Source organism: Roseimaritima multifibrata (assembly GCF_007741495.1).
GTDB classification, from domain to species: domain Bacteria; phylum Planctomycetota; class Planctomycetia; order Pirellulales; family Pirellulaceae; genus Roseimaritima; species Roseimaritima multifibrata.
The window spans coordinates 361,995-382,961 of sequence record NZ_CP036262.1; the positions used below are offsets into that span (position 1 = coordinate 361,995).

Annotated in this window: 11 protein-coding genes; 5 read left to right on the forward strand and 6 right to left on the reverse strand. The window is 55.4% G+C overall.

Going from position 1 to position 20,967, the window contains the following annotated elements; genetic code table 11:
- Nucleotides 1-87 precede the first annotated feature (87 nt).
- Together FF011L_RS01405 and FF011L_RS01410 are read right to left on the reverse strand one after the other, a co-directional pair.
- On the reverse strand, nt 88-3,447 hold the full coding sequence (locus tag FF011L_RS01405; RefSeq protein WP_145349614.1) for a PSD1 and planctomycete cytochrome C domain-containing protein: 3,360 nt from the start codon (nt 3,445-3,447) through the stop codon (nt 88-90).
- Complete coding sequence (locus tag FF011L_RS01410; RefSeq protein WP_145349615.1) at nt 3,444-4,061, reverse strand: GntR family transcriptional regulator; 618 nt, start codon at nt 4,059-4,061, stop codon at nt 3,444-3,446. The genes FF011L_RS01405 and FF011L_RS01410 overlap by 4 nt, the downstream gene beginning before the upstream one ends.
- A gap of 728 nt (nt 4,062-4,789) precedes the next feature.
- On the opposite strand from FF011L_RS01410, the gene FF011L_RS01415 reads away from it, so the two are divergent.
- From FF011L_RS01415 to FF011L_RS01425, 3 genes are all read left to right on the forward strand, one after another.
- The gene (locus tag FF011L_RS01415; RefSeq protein ID WP_246109657.1) at nt 4,790-5,089 is read left to right on the forward strand and encodes a hypothetical protein; all 300 of its coding nucleotides are present in this window, start codon (nt 4,790-4,792) and stop codon (nt 5,087-5,089) included.
- 651 nt (nt 5,090-5,740) lie between these two features.
- On the forward strand, nt 5,741-7,123 hold the full coding sequence (locus tag FF011L_RS01420; protein WP_145349617.1) for a hypothetical protein: 1,383 nt from the start codon (nt 5,741-5,743) through the stop codon (nt 7,121-7,123).
- A gap of 420 nt (nt 7,124-7,543) precedes the next feature.
- On the forward strand, nt 7,544-7,840 hold the full coding sequence (locus FF011L_RS01425; RefSeq protein ID WP_246109956.1) for a TMEM14 family protein: 297 nt from the start codon (nt 7,544-7,546) through the stop codon (nt 7,838-7,840).
- A 110-nt stretch (nt 7,841-7,950) separates the two neighbouring features.
- On the opposite strand, the gene FF011L_RS01430 is transcribed toward FF011L_RS01425, so the two are convergent.
- Complete coding sequence (locus FF011L_RS01430; protein WP_218932937.1) at nt 7,951-8,664, reverse strand: carboxylesterase family protein; 714 nt, start codon at nt 8,662-8,664, stop codon at nt 7,951-7,953.
- 928 nt (nt 8,665-9,592) lie between these two features.
- Here FF011L_RS01430 and FF011L_RS01435 point away from each other — a divergent pair.
- Complete coding sequence (locus FF011L_RS01435; protein ID WP_145349619.1) at nt 9,593-11,800, forward strand: FAD-dependent oxidoreductase; 2,208 nt, start codon at nt 9,593-9,595, stop codon at nt 11,798-11,800.
- A gap of 195 nt (nt 11,801-11,995) precedes the next feature.
- Here FF011L_RS01435 and FF011L_RS01440 read toward each other — a convergent pair whose 3' ends face one another.
- The 3 genes from FF011L_RS01440 to FF011L_RS01450 all read right to left on the reverse strand — a co-directional run bounded on the left by FF011L_RS01440 (nt 11,996) and on the right by FF011L_RS01450 (nt 17,323).
- Complete coding sequence (locus FF011L_RS01440) at nt 11,996-13,597, reverse strand: serine protease (protein ID WP_218932938.1); 1,602 nt, start codon at nt 13,595-13,597, stop codon at nt 11,996-11,998.
- A 134-nt stretch (nt 13,598-13,731) separates the two neighbouring features.
- Nucleotides 13,732-15,075, reverse strand: a complete 1,344-nt coding sequence (locus FF011L_RS01445; protein WP_145349621.1) for a DUF1501 domain-containing protein — start codon at nt 15,073-15,075, stop codon at nt 13,732-13,734.
- A gap of 10 nt (nt 15,076-15,085) precedes the next feature.
- Nucleotides 15,086-17,323, reverse strand: a complete 2,238-nt coding sequence (locus FF011L_RS01450; protein ID WP_145349622.1) for a DUF1549 and DUF1553 domain-containing protein — start codon at nt 17,321-17,323, stop codon at nt 15,086-15,088.
- Between the two features lie 506 nt (nt 17,324-17,829).
- Between FF011L_RS01450 and FF011L_RS01455 the strand changes: the two genes are divergently transcribed.
- Complete coding sequence (locus tag FF011L_RS01455; protein ID WP_145349623.1) at nt 17,830-20,961, forward strand: c-type cytochrome domain-containing protein; 3,132 nt, start codon at nt 17,830-17,832, stop codon at nt 20,959-20,961.
- Nucleotides 20,962-20,967 lie beyond the last annotated feature (6 nt).

Here is a 20,967-nt window from a genome sequence, read left to right on the forward strand (position 1 = left end):
TTGCAAACCGGGTTGCCAATGGAGACGCCCGCCGCGGCAGGATTGAGCCCCTTGGATGGGGCATTCTTGGGTTGGTTCATGGAGTTCTCAATCGATAAAGTGGAATTCATTCGACATCAACAGCACTTGAGCCACACCCTGTAACGGCGTGATCCGGATCGGGTCTTCGGGCCGGAACTGATCGCCGTAGTTCCAGCTTTGCACTGCAGGCGGTTCGGTTTTGGATGTCGACGGATCGGACGCAACCTCGGCAATGGTTGGCGACCAGGCAAACGAATCATGGCCGAGCGCCCCATGGATATCGACGACGAAGTCCAGCGTTTCGCCGCTCGCCAATGAGACCGATTCAACGGGAGTGTCGACGGAGTCTTGGTGCAGTACAAACGGCCCGGCAATCCGACGCCCGCCTGCGAAGATTTGACCGCGGATACCATCCCCCGGTTCTTTGTCATGCGTCAACGTTCCGGTGACCGAAACATTCATGTCGGAGGGAGCGGTCCAACGTATCACGGCGGCGGTTTTCGGCGTGTTGCCAGGATGTCCCCCCGTCGCATTCAAGAACACCCAGCCGAGTTTGCCATCGGGCAGATTGGGGCCGCCCTGAAACTGAGTCCCATTGAAGAAAGGCAATTTCGCGAACTTACCTAGCACGTCGGGATCCGTTGCAACGTCGGCGTAGCCGTAGGACCAGTTCGACGGAGGCAGCGGGGGTTCCGTTTGACGCTTCCTTGCTCGTTGCAGGAAGGCTGTGGTTTCCTCCAATTCCTGTGTCGTTGGGTGACGATTCAGGATCTCACGAAACAATTGCTCAACACTCTCCGCAGGCGTGGATGCCTTGGCGGCTCGCTGGGATACTTCCGCTGCAGTTGACAACATCAGCGGATGGTTCATTAGAAACAATGCTTGACCAGGCACGGAGGTCATGTCGCGACGGCCGTTGCTGATATCGGGCGAAGGGAAATCGAACAATCGCATCGTTCCCGAAACGTCTAAACGGTTGTTGTGAGCATACATCGAACGACGGCGGTTGGAGATCGCCAATGCGTCTCCTGCAGAGGGCCCTCCCACGGTTAGATCCAGGTCGCCCCGGATCGACAATAGGCTGTCACGCATCGTTTCGAAATCAAGTCGACGACGGTTCATCCGACTGCACCACTGATTGTCCGGATCGATGGTGTGAGTTTCCGAATCGACGTCACTTTGCTGCTGATAGGTCGCTGAGTCCAATATCAGACGTCGGAGTGATTTGATGGACCAATTATGGTCGATGAACCAACTTGCCAAATAGTCGAGCAATTCGGGGTGCGACGGTGGTGGAGCCTGCATGCCAAAATTGCTTGGGGTTGCCACCAAGCCACGGCCAAAATGCTGATGCCAAATTCGATTGACGATGACACGCGCCGTCAACGGGTTTTGGGGAGACACGATCGCGTTGGCTAGCTCCAGTCGGCCGCTGCCATGCTGGAACGGTTGATCGCTAACCGACGCAAAGAAGGTCGGGAATCGACGTGGCACAACATGCATTGGACTGGACGAATTGCCTCGCCGGAAGACACGTGCGTCGATCAAAGGGTCAGCGTCCTCAAGTACCAACATTTGTGCCAAATCAACCGACGCTTTAGCACGTGCGGAATCTAATGCAGTATTCAGTGTTTTGATCGGTCCCTGAGAGGGGCGATCCGGAAACAATCGCAGGATTCGGAAAGCATGGAAAGGCGTTTGCAGCGGTGACGAACTACCGTTCAGGCTGGCCCGCAATGCCTGCCAAGCTGGATCGGAGCTACCGGGATCGGAGGTTTCCGACTTGGTCTCGATTTCAACTGCCAATTGGGTGTAGATCTTGGCAACATCCGCTAACGACTGGGGCGGATTGTCCAGCAATCGTTTGACGACAATCGAATTCGCGGTCGGTTTGGAATCCGCTGCGGTCAACGAACGGAGCACACAGGGGGCTTCGGCTTCGAAGGAGTCGGTCGCTAATCCGGCCAATTGGTGCCAGGGCAAAAAGACCGAGTCGTTGCTGGTTTCAGTATCATCAAGAAACTGCTTCCAGATCAGCATCAGTTCCGGATTCAGGTCATCTCCATCGGTGACGGTATCGAAGGCAGCGGTGTTGACGCCGCCACGTTGTGCCTGGGCCGCCAGTAAATACTCCGCCAATCGCAGACGGCTGTCCGCCATCACTTTGTCGTACTGCGCGTGGTAGTGCTGCTCCAATTCAACGGCTGCTTTGCGAATGGCGACTGCTTGGGGATCCTGCAAAGCCTTCTCGTCGCCGCAGCGAAATGGCCACTGCAGCGGTTCGATTGAATTTTGAAAAACCCCGTAGAGCGAATAGTAATCATCGATCGTGACCGGATCGAACTTGTGATCATGACATCGTGCGCAAGCGACCGTCAGCCCCATCAGTCCGCGTGAGACGACGTCAATGCGATCCGCAATGATTTCATGGTTGTCGTTTTTAAATCGTGGTCCCACTACGATAAAACCGAGCGCGGCCAGGGATTCATGAGGCACGTCGTCCATCAAATCCGCAGCCAATTGCTCTCGTACGAATTGATTAAAAGGCTTGTCCGCATTGAAGCTGTCGATGACGTAATCACGATAGGTATAGGCGGCACGGAAATCGTGTTTTTCGAAGAAAACGTATCCCTTGGTATCGGAGTACCTCGCGACATCTAACCAATGCCGGCCTGTGCGTTCGCCGTAATGTGGCGAATCGAGCCAGCGTTCGGTCCACTGGGCAATGGCCGTGGCGGCATCGCTCTGGCCGAAGGGTGCGAGCTCTTCGAACGTGGCGGGTAACCCGACGAGATCCCATTTGATTCGTCGCGCTAAAACGGCCGGTGTCGTCGGTTCGGACGGGCTGAGCCCTTGCTGTTCCAGTCGATTAAGGATGAAAAAATCGATTGCATTGCGTGGCCAATCGGTATCGCGGACCATGGGCAACTCGGGTCGGCTGATCGGTTTGAACGCCCAGTGATTTGCAAAGTCGGGGCCGTTGCCGACCGCAGCGACCTCCCCCGGCCAAGGGGCTCCCATTTCTATCCATCGCGTCAGAATCTGGACCTGATCGTCGTCCAGTGATTCCTCCGGTGGCATTTCAAACGATTCACGTTTGACAGCTTCGATTAACAGACTTTCGTCAGGTTTCATTGGAACCAAACTTGGCCCACTGTCGCCGCCTGTCAGCATCGCGTGCCGCGAATCAAGTCGCAGTCCAGCATGCTGCTTCTTCGCACCATGACAGGAGATGCACTTATCAAACAACAGGGGGCGAACCTTGGTCTCGAAGAAGGCTTCGGTCGCGGCCTGCTGTTCCGCAGACACTGGCTTGTCGGCATGTAACGCCTTGCAGTGCGAGGAGACGACAATCGCAGTGACGACCAATACATGGATCGCACCGAAGCGTCTCCGGCGAATCTGCAAAGCGGGCAGAGAGATCATTGAATATGCTCCTCCAGGGCTAAAACGGTCCCCTCAAGGTCCCCGTCCTTCAGCCGCTGGATGATCGGTAGGTGTTCGCGGTAGATGTCCAATGGGTCGGTGTAGGCTTGATGACTTTCCAGAAAGTGACGCCGTACACGTGCCACAATCACCGACCAAATCGCAAGCAAGTCAGGAGAGTTTGAGCGTTGAACCCAATGACGATGAAAGGCAACATCCTGTTCCGAGGCGACCGCAAAATCGCCCTCCTCACAGGCCTGCTTCATTCTTTCCAAGATGGCTTCCCACTGGGCGAAATCGGAATCTTGTAACGTGCCAAAGAAAAGTCGCAGCGCGTGCGTCTCAACCGTTCGCCGCAACGGGATGATCAACGTCTGGATTTCGTCGGGAGCCGAGCGTGCCACCTGCGAGCCGCGGTTCCGGTCGGTCTCCACCACACCTTCCCACGTCAGTTGCTTGAGTGCGTCACGGATCGGACTGCGGCTGACCTCGAACCGCGTCGCCAATTCGGTTTCACGTAGTCGTTCCCCTTCGCGAACACGCCCCGAGAAAATGTCGTCGCGCAGCCGATCTACAATCTGCTCTCCAAGACCTCTGACAAGCGGTAAATTCATTCGGCTCTCCATTGCATTGGCTGATTTGTGAACGGGGTGACGACTGATGTATATTGTATGCAATCCTGTATGCAAAATACATGTCGTGAAATCGGGTGTCAACAAATTGCGTGTAGAATTCGTGCGGAGGGCGAAAACCGCCTCAATATTGGCTGATTGAGTTTTGCGATGCGGGTTCCAAAGTCGGTTCGAAGCAGACCGATAAGCTAGGTGCGCGGAGCATTTCCTTTCGGTCACGACTTGGGCTATCGGGCATGGAACCCCAGCGTTGACCTCAAGCGTTGACCCAGGCATCGGAGCGATGTGGTGGGTGTTAGGCCTTCGTGTTTGCATCGATCGGTGCCCTTCCCGTCCCTTTCGGCAGATCTTTCGGAAAATTTATTTGCGGGTGCAGATCCGTCAGGCAGGAACGGGAAATGCGGAAGAGGGTCGCATGGGTCGGATAAGAAACCGGCACTTAGGGAACCAGCGTTTTCGCAGCGTCGCTGAATGAACTTGGTAGCGAAACGCTGGATCTAACTCCCCGAAAACGATGCAATCATCCGAAGAGTCTGCTTCAGAGGTGCGGTTTGCTGCGTGGTGAACCTGAAGCGATTCGTATTAAAAGACGGTCGTCAATCGGGGGGGCCGTCGGCTGATGCTGCGTTCTCCACCGAGTACTCGTATCGAAGTAAACTCGGTTACGGTACAGTTCAGTATCTCATCGTATTTTAGTGGCCGAGGAAATTATGGCAAAAGTCGATCAAGCAGCCTCCGAGAAAGATGAACCTGTGGCGGAATCAGTCCACACGGAAAAAATCAAATCGCAGATTCTAGAGAAAATCGGCAGGCCACCCCGTCTGCATCAGGTTGAGGTATGCCCGTACCAAAATGGTAATTGTCGGGTCAATATTTGGGAGAAGTTGGAACCGACGGGGGACTCCGCTTTCTCAACGCGTGTCCACATTCGGTCTTCCTATTATTTGAAGGTGTCGGATTCTGGTGAGATCATCAGCAGCAACCCGCCGCTGGCCAAGCTTAGCTATTAGGCTTGAGCTTGTTCTTTCATCGCCTCATCGCCAACAAATTGGCATGAGTTCCGCGAGTTTCTGCCATCCCATCGATCGCTTCGGTGCCCCTGGCTAGTTTTCCGTTGGCGTAGGCCAACGGGAAATATCTGCCGCCTGCTGGCCTAAAGATCTCATTAGGCCCGTCCGCAAGTACATCCAATCCCCGTAGGGATAGTGTTGCCTTTCGCTCGGGACGTGAAAGATATAGGTGACGATTTCAGCCCTGCCCATCCGAGTCTGAGTGCAGTGCTTTTAGCTCTCCGGGCTACGTGTTCACTCGGCCCCATGTAGACTCGTCAACGACTGCAAACCCTTCATCTATAGATTTCACGTCCTGAGCAAAGGGCGGCACAAATTGCGTCGAAAATCTCGTGGGGACACAATGTCCTGTCGGTGCAGAAGGTTGGTCGCTCCTTCGGTTGCACTGTTTTACGTTCAAAGAGCGATCGAAAACAATGGAGTGCGGCCCGTACTCGCTCGTTAGGTTACATCAGAGCTTCACATCCGAGAGGCAATTTACCCGATATAATGACGCGCTGTGTTTGAAGTTTTCTCACAGATCGAACCGCCCCCGGCGACTTTCGATAGTCAACTTCTTTCTTGCGCCACGTTCTCAATCGATCGTCAAAGATGAACGTCATGTTTTATCCCTTCAAGATTTTGCTCACCTCCGCGCTGTTGACGTTTCTTGTCACGGCCGACCTCTTCTCAGCCGAGCCAGTTGATGTTGGCAATCGCCTGGAGCTGTTTGTTGATAGCCATTTGATCGACAGCATCGATGGTGACGCTCGTCAGCAACTTATGAAACCGGAACCGAAGGAGGTTGTGTTTGTCACCGACCAACCGTGGGAGGGCAACACCAGTGGCTACTACACCTTGTTCCAGGACGGTGATCTTTACCGCATGATCTATCGCGGCTGGCAACATGATGAAAAAATGAAAGCTGTTCATCAGGAAGTGACCTGTTACGCAGAAAGTACCGATGGCATTCATTGGGTCAAACCAAAGCTCGGTCTGTTTGAATGGAATGGCTCGAAAGAAAACAACATCGTGTGGCTCGGACCCGGTCGTCACAACTTCACGGCTTTTCGTGATGACAATCCCGCGACGTCCAAGTCGTCGCGGTACAAGGCTTTTGGCGGTATCGGCGAATTGGGCGGCGGTCTCGTCCCTTTCGCGTCGCCTGACTGCGTGAACTGGAAAATGATTCAAGAAAAGCCGGTGATCACTCATGGTGCGTTCGATTCGCAGAACCTCGCATTTTGGGACGCCGATCGCGGAGAGTATCGAGCCTACTGGAGGTATTTTGGGGATGGAGTGCGTTCGGTTCGTACGGCAACTTCCCAAGATTTCATAACCTGGGAAAACGAAGCCGATTTGACTTACACCGAGGGCACGCCGAACGAACACCTTTACACCAATGCCATTCAAAAGTACTTCCGTGCGCCGCACTTGTTCATCGGTTTTCCAACGCGTTACGAACCGAAGAGCCAGCAGGTCGAGCCGATTTTGATGACCAGCCGAGACGGCCAAACCTTTCATCGTTATGCCGAACCTGTGATTCCTCGCACGGCTCCGAAAGACCGCAATCGCAACCGCAGCAACTACATGACGTGGGGAATGTTCCAGTTGCCGAATCAACCGAAGGAGATTTCGGTTTACGCTACCGAGAACTACTATGAACCGACTCCCGGACGGGTGCGTCGATTCGTATACCGCGTAGATGGTTTCGTCGCGCTGCGAGGCGGAACCGACGGCGGAGCGGTGACGACCAAGCCCTTGCGTTTCACGGGCGAACGTCTGTTGTTGAATTACGTTGTCCGCCCGGGTGGGACGCTTACTGTCGAAGTCCTGGGCGAATCAGGAGAGGTCACGGGCAAGTCAAAACCGCTTACTGGGGACGCCGTCGACGCACCCATTGCTTGGGAGCAAGCACCCGATTGGACCCTCGGTGTGGCGCAGTTGCGTTTTACAATGAAGAACGCCGACGTCTATTCCCTCCGCTTCCAGTAAAATTTAAGGGGTCAGGAGCCGTTTCCGGCTCTTCCCTGATTTCTGCCCCGATAAATCTGGGGCAAGTGAGCCGTCAGCCATCCGTGATGCCCGAGCCATCACGCAGACTTGAGCTCTGACCAAATTTAAGGGGTCAGGAGCCGTTTCCGGCTCTTCCCTGATTTCTGCCCCGATAAATCCGGAGCAAGTGAGCCGTCAGCCATCTGTGATGCCGGAGCCATCACGCAGTCATGAGCCATGTGCAGTAGTCGCAATAAATACGCGGCAATGCCATTGGTGGCTGGCACCTTCAAAGCGACTCATTACAATTCCCCAGAAGGCGGTTAACGCGGATGACGCTCTGTTCAGGTCCGCTGAATCATTTATGCCAACTCCTTGCTAATAAATATTGAAGAGACTTGTATGGACCTTCCAGTGATCATGACAGGAATATTTGGAGCTTTTGTCGTGTTTGGAGGAATTGTTGGCTACGTCAAGTCTTCAAGCAGGGCTTCGTTGATCGCAGGGGTTATCTCTGGCGCACTCCTCTTTCTTTCCGCGTTTTTAATCTCCAGAGGCAGCACAGCAGGGGCAATTCTTGGGATGGTCGTCTCGCTTCTGTTAATGGGGAAGTTCGGCCCTTCATTGCGAAAAAAATTCAAAGTGATGCCTAACCTGCTGGTTGTCATCCTTGGCTTCATCACCGTAGTGACGCTCGTTTTCAGTTTTCTGCGATAGGTTCACAGAATCGAAAGGTGCGGTGCCGAGTTCGTCCTGGATGAGAGCCTCCCGCACCAAATCGGCTCCTGACCCCTTTTCTTGCGGTGACCCCTTTTCTTGCGGTGTGGCTACTGCTTTTGTTCTCGCTTCTGCTCTAGCAGCCATTTGTAGAAGTCAGGATTGTTGTAGGTCTCCGTCCATGCATCGTGACCGGCCTCGGGATAGATCGTTAGCTTCGGATTGCCGCCCTGCTTCTTGAGTGCGTCAACCATCGACTGTGAGCGTTCTGGCAGTACGCCGGTGTCCTTGGCTCCGTGAAAGGCCCATACCGGCAGATGAACAAATCGCCTTGTCCAGTACTTTTCGCCACCACCGCAGATCGGGGCGATGGCCGCAAATCGATCTGGTGTGAATGCTGCCAGTTCCCATGTCCCGAAGCCGCCCATGCTCAGGCCAGTCACATAGATGCGGTCCTCATCGACTTTGTACTTCTTGATGACTTGATCAAGCAAAGCTGACAGTTCAATCGGCTCCCACCAGACATTCTTGGGGCACTGTGGCGATACAACGATAAACGGCATGTCTTTGCCTTCGCCAATCAGCTTTGGCGGGCCGTGCATTTTCACCAGCTCAAGATCGTCGCCCCGTTCCCCTGCTCCGTGAAGAAATAGGATCAGCGGCCATGAATCCTGTTTGTCATAGTCCTTGGGCAAGGCCAGCAAATAGTCCATTTCGACTTTGACTTGTGCATCCAGTCGCTGAGCGGTCTGGGTTGAGTCATCGGCAGTCGCCGTGGCAGACGCTACCGCCATCAAGGACAGGAAGGTGATAAGTGTTCGCATGATAGTTTTCATCCCGTTGTTCAAGATTAGGAGGTTCTTCATTGGGACTATTCTACCCGTATCCTCGCAGCACGCGATCGGTTAAGAAAACGTGGCTGTGGTTTCCAGTTGCAGTTTGCTCTTCTGCTCATTTACCACTGCGACTGGATACCCTGGAATCTATTGGTGATGTTTTCATTTTTTTAAAAACCAGGCTTTGGTTGCACGGACCGGGGGAATCCCGGCGGAAGCAAAAAGCGACTTGCCTACTTCTCTTTATCGAGTGTGATCGCCGCATCGTCGGCAAGTCCAATGTCGCAGATCGCGAACATTTAAAGCACGCGATCTTTCGATTCGGATTGGATAATCGCATCCAAAATTCGTTTGAATAGGGACGGGCTTTCGAGTTAAAAGTTCCTGTTCGACTGCTGGCTGAGTTTGATTGCCTGTTGGGACGTATGCCAGACGGCCGTTGGATCGTCGCTGTTAAGCGCCGCTTCGTTGTCTCTAAGTCCTCGCTTGAGGGCGTCTGCAATGGTATCGAGTTGCTTTTCGCTAACGATCGCCCTTCGAGTTGTGATTGGGGGTTGCGAGGGGGCGTCGGAGGAATTGCCAACGGGTTTACTGTCGCATCTGAGCTGTTCGCGGACGATCATGGTCCAGCCTGCAATCGGTCGATTCGGCAGGGGACCGCTGCAACGTAAGCAGTGGCGCAATCAATGCATCAGTGAATCAAAACCAGTAAATCGGCTCCTGACCCCTTTTGACTCGGTGACCCCTTTTGACTCGGTCATCAACTGCAGCTACTGCGACTTTTCTTGGACAGTCAGCAATCCGTTGACTTCCATTGCGTCGCGGTGCATGCTTGAGCGGGTTGGGCGTTCATGCCAACGCACCCATGCGGTATTCGGTGCGTACTCGTTCAGTCGCCAGCCTTTTCGGAATCTTCATGATCAATCCCATCTCTCCTCGCTTCACGGCAGTCGTTCTCCTCGGTTGCTTTTTAAGCTTCCCATCAAACGCAAACGCAATTGAAACGGATGTGTGCGTGTACGGCGGAACGTCCGGAGGTGTTATGGCGGCAGTGCAGGTAGCGCGGATGGGAAAACGCGTCGTGCTTGTCGAGCCGGGGCAACACCTCGGAGGTATGACCGCGGGAGGACTGAGTGCTGTTGATATCGGGGATCCACGCAGTGTCGGGGGGATCACTCGCGAGTACTTCACACGATTGGTTGCCAGTTACGGAAAGCAATTGAACTGGGGCATTGCACTTGAGAGAAACGGGGGGCCGGCAACCGGTGGAGCCTACTCGATTGAACCGCACGTTGCCGAAGCGTTGTTCGATTCGATGGCGAAGGAAGCCGGAGTGGTCGTGCTTCGCGGTGCGCGAATGAAATCTGTTCGCAAAGAGAATGCCCGCCTCGTCCAGATCGAAACCGACGACGGCCGGACGGTTCGCGCCAAGATGTTCATCGACACAACGTACGAAGGCGACCTGATGGCGGCCGCGGGTGTTCGTTTCACCCTGATCCGTGAGGGGAATGCCAAGTACGGCGAACACTACAATGGAATTCACTACACCGAAAAATATCGGCCTCGAACAGGCCACCAACAGCCGCGAGCCAACGGTCGCGTCCCCGGTGGTCAAGGCGTATGGGATCGTGATTTTCCGCTTGATCCCTACCTGGTCAAAGGCGATCCGAGCAGCGGGCTGCTTCCGCTGATCGATGGCGGTCAGCCGGGAACGCATGGCGAACCTGCTCCGGGCGTGATGGCGTATTGCTTTCGTTTGTGCCTGACGACGGACAAGTCGAATTGGATTCCGATCGCACCGCCAGCGGACTACGACCGAAATCGATACGAACTGGTCGCTCGCTTTATCGAAGCCTGCGTGGCGAATGGTGACGATATGGATCTGCGCTGGTTCAGTAAGTACGATCCTTTGCCCAATTCCAAATGGGATTTCAACACAGCAACCTTCGGCGGCAACTTGCCGGGTGCCAGTTGGCAGTGGCCTGAAGCAAGTTACGATCGTCGTGTCGAAATCGCCAAGGAGATTGAAGGCTATCACCGCGGCCTGCTTCATTTTCTGGCAACCGATTCGCGAGTGCCGGTGAAAGTGCGCGACGACATGAAGCGATTCGGGCTGCCAAAGGATGAGTTCACCGACAATGGCGGCTGGCCACATCAGCTGTACATTCGCGAAGGCCGCCGCATGGTCAGCGATTTGGTTTTAACAGAACATCACACGTTTGGGCGATCGACGGCGCCACACTCCATCGGTTTAGGATCTTATGGCACTGACGTTCATGAGATCCGTCGGATCGTGAAGGATGGCGTGGTTGCCCGGGAAGGGAAGATCGCTGGCGGGCGAGGCGGATTCGGTCCGTACAACATCGGGTACGGGGCAATCGTGCCGAAGCAAACGGAATGCGAAAACTTGTTCGTCACCTTTGCCCTCTCGGCAAGTCATACCGCGTTTGCCAGTATTCGTATGGAACCGGTACTCATGGTGACCAGCCAGTCAGCCGCTACCGCCGCCTGCATTGCGATCGACGAGGACGTCCCGGTTCAACAAGTTGATTTTGATCGACTGCAGTCGCGTCTGATGGCTGACGGGCAGGTGCTGCAATGGACGTTTGCCAAAGGAAAAGCTTCGCCGCGAAAAATTACCAAGGCTGCGGACCTTCCCGGAATCGCAATGGACGATACGGACGCGGAGTTCACCGGCGATTGGATCCAAAGTTCCGGCCAACCATCGTTGATCGGAGTGTCATACCGGCACGATGGCAACACCAACCGCGGTCAGAAATCAGCGACGTTCACACCAGCAATTCCTCGCGATGGTCGTTATGAGGTTCGTCTGCTCTACACAGAGCATGCCAACCGGTCGACAAAAACCAAAGTTACCATTCGCAGCCTTGGTGGGGACCAGGTTGTCTACGTCGACCAGCAACAGGCGGCACTCGTCGATGAACTGCCTCGGTCGTTGGGTTTCTTTCGCTTCAAGCAAGGTACATCCGGTCAAATTGTCATTTCAAATGAAGCAGCCGATGGTTACGTCGTCGTAGATGGCATCCAGCTCGTTCCTGTCGAGTCGCTCCGGGATTCGGAGGTTGTAGAGCCTCCCGCAGAGGGAAAGCCCTCTTGCAGGTGACCATCGTCAGCTTCCAAGGCGCTGCCTGTTTCTGAGGCAGTCAAAAACTTGAAACTTGTCTTTGTCCCCGCAGGCTCACATCTGAAAACTACCAATTCGGAGCTGCGGGGAGAACGCAAGCGTGAGGTTTTTTAGGCAGCTGGCACCATTTATTCTTGCACTGCCATCCGATCGCCATCCCACAGCTCGTGCGGGTCAGTCCTTGGTCGCGGGGGCGGTTAGCCAGAAAGTTTTGACCTGGACCGCGTCTCTTAAATCGTGACCTGCGGTGAAAGTCGCCGAGGGGGATGGTTTATCGTCGGTTGCTTTGGGCCGGGCGGTGATCCGGAAAGGGCCTTGATAGGTGACCGTCTTGTCGGCGACCAGCTTCAGTTTGACGGTCTTTGATGTGTCACCTTTCGCTTCCGACACGACCGCTTCTGCATGGATTCCTTCAGGTAAGCCCTCGGCGGTGATCGTTAACTCATGGTTAAAACCATGCTTCCTGGCAATCGTGATGGGAATCTCCACGTTGCCGTCTTTGGTGATTGCGAATTGGGCATCGCTGACCGTCAGTTCCACGGTCGCGGGCGCTTCATCGATCACGACACTGTAGGCATGGCGGAGGCTGTGACCGTCGACGAGATCCGAAACCTGCAGTTCGACCTCGTCCGCTGTTTTGGGCGTGAACGTGACGCTGGCGTCGTACTGTTTGCGAGCCACGTCATCATTTCTGACCAGCTCGCTATCGTCGGCAACGTTTATGACACGTAGGACCGAATCGAGCGGAAAGCCGTGAGCTCGTGAATGTACGACCGCTTCATAACGCGTGCCTGCTTTTACTGTAAAACGCAGGCGATCTGTCTGGTTCCGCTCGCTAATGTGGCCAGAAAAAATACAGGGCAGCGAGGGAGCGGTGGCAAAATCTTCGCTCTCGTTCTCCGTAATCACGACAGCCTCATGCGATAGCGCCGTTTGCCATTGCCATCCGAGAGAAGATCCAATGTTCGCGATCCGCGGCGACTGGTCCGTCGCATCCTGAAATTGCAAATCGACCTTGGGCGGCAGGTTCCAGCCAAACGCTGTGCTAGCCGATGCGGAGGAATCGAGAGGTTGGACAAGAGGTAAAACGTGGTCGACGTAGACGTCGTTGGTCATGCGAATTGTGTACACAAACGATGCGGAGCCAGCGTAACCAATCGTTCCTGTGGGGACTTCGGGGAATGCGAAGATCCGCACAAACAGCTCGCGATCTTCCTCGGCTAAGTAAACAAGTTGCGGATCGATTCCGCGATCGTCATCGGCTTGAGTGATCACGTTGCCTTGCTGATCTACCAATTGCATCACGGCGTCCATCGGCGATCCTAGCGGCCGATGAGCAAGCGTCGATGCGACAAAGGTCTGTCCTTTTTTCAAATGAACACGATAAGTATCAATGTCATTCGACTTGGCCAAGCGACCGTATACGACCGCTGGTAGCTCAACGGCGGTTGCCTCATTGATTTTCTGATTCGGTTCCACTTCCTCGAGTGTTGCTGTCGATTCGATCAGCAGTGGCACGAGCTTTGATGCGGAGGTTTTGTCGAACAGGCGAACCCAGGCGATTCCGGGGGGGGCATCGGAGGGTAGATTCAGGCTGAATTCTCCGGAGTCTTTTCCGACGACTAGTTTGACGTCCTCGCGATCGACGACCGCTTCGACAGGCCACTTGGGAAATTTGCCCTCAGCTTTGATGGCTGTTTCAGTGCCGACGCTAACGACCGGTGGGTAGAGGCGATCGAGTTGAACTTGTGCGGATGCCAGGGAGCAGCACGCCACGCCAAGCACCAGTGAAAGGTACGCAGCGGGGCAAACGCTTGCACACAAGCAAGCGGTTCGGCGCAAGCCGTCTGGCTGGAAGCGAAGTAGCACGTGCAGGAGGAGGTTGAGGCGTGGTTCCATCAGGTTTTGCATCAGCTCATCAATTCCGAGATCGGTGTCGCGTCGCTGACCAAGTGGACCGGTCGGCCTTCGGGGGAATACAGCATTTGTCCTGGGTCGATACCGAGTTTTCGGTAGACGGTCGAGACGAAGTTTTCGGGTGACAGCACGCGTTCGACCGCTGCGTAGCCATGGCGATCGGTCGCTCCGATGACTTGGCCGCCCGAGGTTCCGCCGCCAGCGAACATGACACTCATGGCATTGGCCCAGTGATCGCGACCGCCTCGTTCGTTGATCTTGGGGGTGCGTCCGAATTCACCAAGCGCGATCACCAGTGTCCGCTCCAGCATGCCGCGTTCTTTCAGGTCGGTTATCAACGCTGCAATCGTCGCTTCGAATGGCGGCATCTTTTTATCGTAGGCGTTGAATAGGTCGACATGATGATCCCATCCACCTTGCACTAGGGTCACGAAGGGGACCCCGGCGCTGACTAAACGACGTGCCAGCAACGCTTGTTGACCGAACGTATTGCGACCATAGGCGTCGCGCACTTTGTCGGGTTCAGAGTGGATGTCGAACGCGGCTTGCGATTGGGGGCTGCTGACTAATTCCATGCCTTGCGCAAAAAACTCGTCGGCTGCCACGACCGGATCGCCGGCAGCGGCGTCTTTGATTCGCCGCAGTTGGTCGATTTGACTGCGAATCTGTTGCCGCGTTGAGAATCGTTGGTCCGTCAGTCCGCTGGGGATCGTGACATCTCGGACTTGAAATGACGAGCGGTTAGGATTGTCGGGGACGACAAAGGGAGCGTGTTTCGCTCCCAGAAAGTTAGGGCCTCCCGAGCGTGACATGCTGGGGATCGAGAAGTAAGGGGGAATGCCATCGGGAGCACCGATTTGCTCCGACACCACGCTGCCAAGGCTGGGGTGGAAACTGACAAACGCACCACAGCCGACGGGGATCCGAGTCGGAGCACCGGTCATCATGTAGTGATTGCCCGCGCCATGGTTGCCTTGATTGTGCCGAATGGAACGGACGATCGCCAAGTCGTCGGAGATCGCGGCCAGTCGTTTCATTGGTTCCGAAAAATGAACGCCGGGGGTCTGCGTTGCGATCGGCTGATACTTGCCTCGGATCTCGATCGGTGCATCCGGTTTTGGATCAAACGTTTCGTAGTGGCTTGGTCCGCCATCCATCCAAATCAGAATGCATGCGTCCGCTTGTTTCTTCAGTTGCCCTGGCGATGTTTCCGATGCCTGAGCCGAAGTCGCACGCAGGGCACCAGCAAATCCGCCGGCGAGCAAGCCATGCAGTCCGAGTTTCAGTCCGTCGCGGCGAGTGATGCCTTCGCAATTGCGATGGTGTTGCAGGTTCATACGTCGGTACCTAGTTCAGGATTGAGAATTCAGGGCTATTGAGCATCGCCCACATCAGGTCTTCGATAACGCTACGGCGTTCCGCCGCCGCGTTGATAAGATTGACGGCGTAGTCGCGTTCGTCGGCAGTCGGGTACCGCGTGAAAGTGGATAGGTACAGCTCATCGACGATTTGCTCCGACGTTTTCTGGCTCGCAGCCAGCTTCGCAGCACGTCCGTTGTCGGACCGCACTCGTTGGTCAAGCTGTTGAGAGTTCATCAAGTGTAGGGCTTGGGTGACCGTCGATTCAGGCAACCGTTCGCACGGTGGGTCTTGATTTTCGTTGGGGCGGCCAAAGGTGTCCAGGAAAATGGAATTAACGCGAGTCGTCCACACTTGGTTGGCTCGCGAATCGGGCGGCATCGCCTGAAAGGAATCCGTGGTCTGAGTTACGTCAGCTACCGCGTCGGCCAAAACTTCGGCTCGCAGTCGGCGGCGGTAGTGACGCGAATAATTCAACCGGTCGGCGACATTGGACGGAGTTGGCTCGGAGCTGTGTAGATAAACTTGCGACAGCACGATCGTTTTCAAAAGTTGTTTGAAGCTGTAGTCGGATGCCTGGAATTCATCGGCCAATGCACTCAGCAAGGCCGGATTGGTGGCGGGGTTGGTCGCGCGAAGATCGTCGACAGGTTCGACCAAGCCGCGGCCCATCAGGATCCCCCAAGTCCGATTGACTTGGACTTCGGCAAAGGAATCGTTTTCTTTGGATGTCATCCATTCGGCAAGGGCAACGCGAGGATCAACTGGCTCGCCGTCGGTTTCTTCGGTTGCGGCGACGGGCTGGCCGCTCGGCAACTCAAATAGCGGCGTTGGTGTCATCGTCTCGCCAGTCAGTGGATGCGATACCGATCCTTTGGTGGACGTAAACACCACTTCTTCGCCACCGGAAATAGGAGGGCTCAGCCCGGTCCCCTTGTAGCCGACTTTGGCAAAGTAAGCCGAGAATTGGTAGAAGTCTTGCTGGCTCCATTTTTCAAACACATGGTGATGGCATTTGGCACAGTCCAGTCGGATGCCTAGGAACAGTTGGCTGACCATCGGTGCGACTTCGTCTGGACTGCGTCGGTCACGGTACAGCGTGGCAGCGCCGTTTTGCCAAGTGCTTCCCTTGGCTGTGACCAGTTGACGAACAAACGAATCGTAGGGCACGTCATCGCGGAATTGTTGACGAATCCAGTTGTCATAATTCATCACCGCCTTGATGCCGACGCGATAAGGATTCGGACGCAGCATGTCGGCCCAATAGCCGGCCCAGTGATCTGCAAATTCAGGTCGGTCGAGCAGTTGATCAACCAGCTTGGCCCGCCGCTCGGCTTTCGTTCCGCCCTCGGTGCCATCCAGGAATGCTTTCGCTTCTTCGACTGTGGGCAATCGCCCAATCAAGTCAAGACTGACGCGGCGCAAGAAAACATGATCGTCAACCGTCGGCGATGGTTCGATCCCTAACGTCTGCAATTTTTTGTAAACCTGTTCGTCAATGAAGCTGTTGCGGGGCAGCGATTCAAAAACTGCGGCTGGTAGCGGTTCGGTTTGCGGGATCACCACGTTGGCGACTTTGATGTGATACATGTATCGAGCCATCACCGCGGTTTCACCAGGCAGCGAACCAGCTTGGATGGTCCCGTTTTCGTCGACCGAAACCACTGCGTCGTCGTTGGATAGATAGGTTGTCAATCGAGTGACGTCGCGTGTCGAATTGTCGCTGTAGTGGGCTGTAACCCGCAGCGATTCAGATTGCGAGGGAGTGAGTGAAAACGAATCTTGCTCGAGCGTCACGCGTTCCAGAGTTGGCTCTTCTTCGACACGACGAGGGGCCGCTTGGGCGATCCACCGCGCCAAGGTTTGGTAGTCTTCGGAATCGCGTTCGATTTTGCGTCCACCACCGTGCGGCAATTCGGCCGTTGCCTTAAGTAGCAGCAAGCTGTTTTCGGGGGATGCGGGGAAGATGCGTCGGCCGCGTGCATCGCGGCTTACCGCGGCATGGTCGAATTCAGGATCAAAACCTAACAGCGAGAGCTGGAATCCGTTCTGCCCACGCTGTTTCCCATGGCATCCGCCAGAGTTGCAGGAATGGGCCGTTAGGATCGGCTGGACGTCCAGTTCGAAACTGACCGGAGCATCGGCTGCGAGAGTGAATCCACACGGGATTGCGAAGCTGCCCGCGAGCCAGATCCAAACGCAGCATTGTCGGGTGATGGTATGCATGGCGTTACGCGTTAGTTGAGATCAGGTAGGGGAAGCCGAGGGGCGAGCAAGCGGGTGGGGAAACTGGCCGGGGCGGTTGTCCGAGCGATGCTGCTGACGCATGCAAAGCCCCATTTGGGAGCGACTGTGACCCATTTTTGACGCAAGTGAACTAGCAGGAGATCCGTCATCCAGTCACCGCAGCGACAAGTGGTATCCTCGATAACTCGCGACAGGCTACGTCGAATCGCATAAGCGAGTGTTGTAATTGTGGGGGTGGTCCCGGGTTCGGAGGTGGGGAGTCCAGGAAGTGCCTTATTGTGACTTGCCACTCCACGGACTTGAATGCCAGGATAGTGCTTCCTGGGCAAAATGTCAAATTATGAAATGCCCAGTTAGCCACAAGGACATTTTTTCGATTCCGCCAGGTTTTTCAGTCCTGGCACGCTTGGCACGCTTGCTTTTAGTAAACTGTTACTCCCTGCCCCTGCGTATTCCTACCCTCCAGATCAATCGATCAAATCACCATGTCGGTTCCACTTTCTTGTTCATGTGTCCGTGCACGCGAAGTTTTTGCCACAGGAATTCTCTGGTTGCTCGGGGGCGGCAAAGCGACCACGGTCTGGATGGTTTTGGTTTGCAGTGTCACGATCGCTGCAGGCGCCGAACCTGTTTTGACGATCGCCGAATTGGAACGGACAACCCCTGTCGATTTTGCCACCGAAATCGCCCCAATCCTGAAACGCAGTTGTGTTGCTTGCCATCATAAAGGGGAAGCGGAAGGTGGCTTGGTTCTCGAGTCCCATGCATCGTTGATGAAGGGAGGTGACAGCGGGCCAGCCGTGATTGCCAAGGACGCCAAGGCAAGCTTGTTGCTGATGCGCGCGACGGGGGAAGAAGAACCGCTGATGCCGCCCGAAGACAATGACGTCGGGGCGTCTCCGCTGACCGCCGAGGAGTTAGGGCTTTGGCAATTATGGATTCAGCAAGGCGCCGTAGGATCGGGCGCCAGCGAAACCGAGGTGATTAAGTGGCAACCCATTCCCGAATCCTTGCGAGCCGTCTATGCGTTGGACGTGTCGCCGGACGGACAGCAATTTGCCTTTGCCCGCGGCAATCGCTTATTCGTCGCTGGCATTAATACGCCAACCAAACATGTGTTGCTTGCGGATTCCGAATTGGGCGATGCTGGGGTTGCGGATGTCGACTTGATTCAATCGATCGCCTTTTCACCCGATGGGCTTCGGCTGGCCAGCGGTGGATTTCGAACGCTGCGATTGTGGAAACGAACGCACGCACCTCTTTCGCCAAAGGACGTGTCGTGGCTAAAGCCAGCTCAGCTGGTCGCGGCACATCCTGATGGTTCCGCCGTGGCGCTCGTCAATGCGATCGGTGACGTCGAGGTGTGGGATGTCGCGGCAAACGATCGCCGATCGGTAATTCTTGGGCACTCCGATCCGGTAATCGGAATGGCATGGGCCGGATCCACGGGCAATTTGGTCGTCGCCGATAACGCTGGTCGGGTGACCTTCCACGATGCGAAGGATGGACGCGAACTTGCCACCATTAAACTAAATGCCTCTCTGGCTGAATTGACCACTTCCAGTGACGGCGTGCATGCCGCCGTGCGAACTGACAGCGGTGCCGTGCAGCTTTTGCGTTTCGTTGCTGCCGTTGACGATGCTCCGGCTGGTATCGAAGTGGCGCAACCGTCTGTTGGCGATCTATCCGATGCGACCGCGATTGCCCTGATTGCCAAGCCATCGCTGGCAGTTGCGGTCGCTACCGAATCACGCGGCGTCTTGCTGGTCGACGCGGCGACAAACAAAGTCACTCGTACACTGGAGGTGGGGTCTGTCGTTGACGCTTTGGCCGTTTCCGCGGATCAAACGCAACTGGTGACAGGCGGTCGTGATGCCGCTGTTGTCGTTTGGAATCTAGACGACGGGAAACAGTTGGCCGCTAATGGTTCGGGTGTTGATGATACGTTGGCGTTAGGCAAAGCGACTCGTGATGCCAATCGCCAAAAGGCCTTGGTGGCGAAATTGACCAGCAAGACGAAAGAGCTTCAAGAACTGTTGAAAAAGGAAGACGAGGCACTTGCGGTGATCGTCAAAATACGTGATGCCGCCACCGTGGCGAATGACGCCAATGAAGAAAAGCGATCCGCCGCGGCAAAGTTGGTCACGGCGACGGAGGCGACAATCGCAAAAACCACCGGCGAAGTGACCGGCGCCGAAAAGGCCCTCGCTCAGGCTCGGGCGAAACTCGAAAAAGCCAGCAAGGATCTGGAATCGCAACAGGCGGCCATTAATAAGGACGCAGAGGGTAAAGCAGAGAAACAAGCAGAGAAAGAGGAAGCCACTGCAGCGGAACCGACTGAGGCGGCAAAACAAATTGCCGAAACACAAGCGGCAGTTGCGCAAGCCAAGGCGGATATTGCAGCCGGAGAGAAGGCCATCGCCAGCGGCAAGGCGTTGCTGGAAAAAGCCACGAAGGAACTGGAAACGCAGCGTGCTACGCTTAAGAAAATGGAAGCCGAAAAAGCGAAGAGTGAGGCTGAGTTGGTTAAGCAGCAGCGATTGACCGACGCGGCCTCGGTGGCTCAGAAGCGAGCCACCGATGCGATCCCCGAACACCAGCGTGTTGTCGATGCCGAGACTCGCCGGCTTGCTCGGCTTGATGCCAAATTGGCCCTGGTCAACACGGATTTGAAGCGACCTGGGCGTGCGGTGATCGGCATCGCGATCAGCCCCGATGCGACTCGTATTGCCACCGTTCATCAAGATGGCTCGTCACGCGTTTTGCGAAGTAGCGACGGGCAGCCTCTTAGTCAAATTCCTCCGTCGAATACCCTCGATGCATCTGGGGCTGGTGGCAACGCGCGATTTAACATCGCGTTGGTCGGCGACAAAATTTGTCGGCTGGCTGGCACGGGCACCGTGCAGTGCTGGCCACTGCAAGAGCAATGGGTACTCGAACGGACAATCGGTGCAACCAATGATCGTGAACAGATAGTCGATCGGGTCACCGCGATTGATTTTCGGCCCGACGCAATGACGGTTGCCGTCGGCTCAGGTGAACCAAGCCGATCGGGGACCGTCAAGATTTTTGACGTTCAAACCGGCCAGCTCGTTCGCGATTTGGGCGACCTGCACACCGACAGCATACTTGGGTTAGCCTTCTCTCCCGATGGGCGAACGTTGGCGTCGTCGTCGGCGGATCGAACCATCGGGTTAACAGATGTTGCCAGCGGCCAAACGACTCGCCGTTTGGAGGGGCACTCGCATCATGTCTTGTCGGTTGCATGGCAGGACAGCGGTTCGGTCATCGCGTCGGCCGGAGCGGATCAGGCGGTCAAGATTTGGAATGCAGAGACGGGAGAAACGTCGCGAACCGTCAGTGGTTTTGCGAAAGAAATGACCGCAATCCGATTCGTAGAAGCGACCGATCAATTGGTGGCGGCATCTGGAAGCGGCGAAGTGCGGCTTGTGAATTCAACCAACGGCGCCAAAGTCCGCAGTTATGATGCTTCGAAAGATTTTTTGTTTGCGATTGCAGTCACCCCGGACGGCAAGCAATTGATCGCTGGCGGCGAAAGTGGTGTGGTGCGGATATGGAATGTCGCCGATGGAAAACTGATTGCCGAATCAAAGTGAGCGGTA

Bases quoted from the DNA above. Each gene is read 5' to 3' on its own strand.
- FF011L_RS01405 (WP_145349614.1), bottom strand. From the start codon at position 3,447: ATGATCTCTCTGCCCGCTTTGCAGATTCGCCGGAGACGCTTCGGTGCG.
- FF011L_RS01410 (WP_145349615.1), bottom strand. From the start codon at position 4,061: ATGAATTTACCGCTTGTCAGAGGTCTTGGAGAGCAGATTGTAGATCGG.
- FF011L_RS01415 (WP_246109657.1), top strand. From the start codon at position 4,790: ATGGCAAAAGTCGATCAAGCAGCCTCCGAGAAAGATGAACCTGTGGCG.
- FF011L_RS01420 (WP_145349617.1), top strand. From the start codon at position 5,741: ATGAACGTCATGTTTTATCCCTTCAAGATTTTGCTCACCTCCGCGCTG.
- FF011L_RS01425 (WP_246109956.1), top strand. From the start codon at position 7,544: ATGACAGGAATATTTGGAGCTTTTGTCGTGTTTGGAGGAATTGTTGGC.
- FF011L_RS01430 (WP_218932937.1), bottom strand. From the start codon at position 8,664: ATGCGAACACTTATCACCTTCCTGTCCTTGATGGCGGTAGCGTCTGCC.
- FF011L_RS01435 (WP_145349619.1), top strand. From the start codon at position 9,593: ATGATCAATCCCATCTCTCCTCGCTTCACGGCAGTCGTTCTCCTCGGT.
- FF011L_RS01445 (WP_145349621.1), bottom strand. From the start codon at position 15,075: ATGAACCTGCAACACCATCGCAATTGCGAAGGCATCACTCGCCGCGAC.
- FF011L_RS01450 (WP_145349622.1), bottom strand. From the start codon at position 17,323: ATGCATACCATCACCCGACAATGCTGCGTTTGGATCTGGCTCGCGGGC.
- FF011L_RS01455 (WP_145349623.1), top strand. From the start codon at position 17,830: ATGTCGGTTCCACTTTCTTGTTCATGTGTCCGTGCACGCGAAGTTTTT.